Annotated in this window: 1 protein-coding gene; it reads left to right on the plus strand. The window is 43.2% G+C overall.

Annotated elements, in window-relative coordinates; all coding sequences use genetic code 11:
• Nucleotides 1-241 precede the first annotated feature (241 nt).
• On the plus strand, nucleotides 242-1,251 hold a 1,010-nt coding region (locus tag PVV64_RS10375; protein ID WP_273760905.1), incomplete at its 3' end, for a TIGR04086 family membrane protein.

Here is a 1,251-nt window from a genome sequence, read left to right on the forward strand (position 1 = left end):
GATATTTCTCTCACCAATCAGCAAAATCCCTATAAACAAGCTCTCGTTTGGAAATCGCCCAAAAACACTTTTCACCATCTGAAGATGGATTATCACAGCATCTTAAAGCACAACAGTCTCAGCACAACAATCCGTGTCTTTTTCCGGTTTTTTTGCCCATTGGAGATGCAAATCCGTCTTTTTGGGAACATAATGGATCAGCAAGCATTCTATCTCCAGCATCATTCAAGGAGATAAAAACATGGAAACCCGCATTCCTGAAAACACACCCTTCGATACGCATTTTCTAGGAGAAACATCCCTAGAGACAGAATATCCTTTTTTCCAACCACCCATTTCATGGTCTGCAATCTTTGCTGGACTGGTGACAGCTCTTGCCACATCAATCTGCCTCTCTTTTCTGGTGGCAGCATTAGGATTAGGGCAAATGGATTTCACTTCTTCAAGCTCGTTTGAGGGCTCTTTCCTCTCTTTTGGCATAGGATCTCTTATCGTAACACTCATCAGCCTTGCCTTGGGAGGTTTTGTTGCTGGGCGTTTTGCTGAATCCTCAGGAACACTGCATGGCTTTCTCACTTGGGCTCTGATAACACTGCTGATGACCCTTCAAGCCATCCACGTAGTTTCAAGCACAGCAAAAATAGGTGCTAAAACAGCTCTAGAAAACAGCTCCACACTTCAACAAACCGTGGACAGTTTCAAAACAAAGATTGCTCCCCTGCTGACAAATTTCAAGGGCGAAAACTTGGAAAAGTTTTTGGTCAAAAACAGCGACAGCAGTATCAATTTTGATAAACTGGGCAATGAGTTGCATACACTTCTCAACAAGAGCAACATCCCTGCTCTCAACCCTGAGCGCTTAAAAGACTCCTATCAAGGCGCCTTAAAAGACATTGGCACTGCAATAACAGCTTTTAAAAATGACCCTTCTCATTACCGCACCTACTTAAAAAATCTTGGTGATCGCCTTTCTGATCGGATAGAAGTCCTTACTGCAAAGTTTAATAAAAACGATATTATCAATGCCCTTATGCACGATGGCATGACACGTGCCGATGCACAAACAGCAGCCAACGAAGCCATTCATGTTTATCAAAGAGCAGAGGAAAAAACGCAAAAAGCGATAAAAGCCCTTGAAGAACAGACTGAAACGCTCTCTGATAATCTTGAGAATGCCCTAAAGGGAGCAAAAAACACTGCCCAAAAAGCGACGCAAACAGCATCAAACATGGGCTGGTGGGGCTTTTTAGG

The organism is Bartonella sp. ML70XJBT.G, assembly GCF_028618575.1.
In the GTDB taxonomy this organism is placed as follows: domain Bacteria; phylum Pseudomonadota; class Alphaproteobacteria; order Rhizobiales; family Rhizobiaceae; genus Bartonella.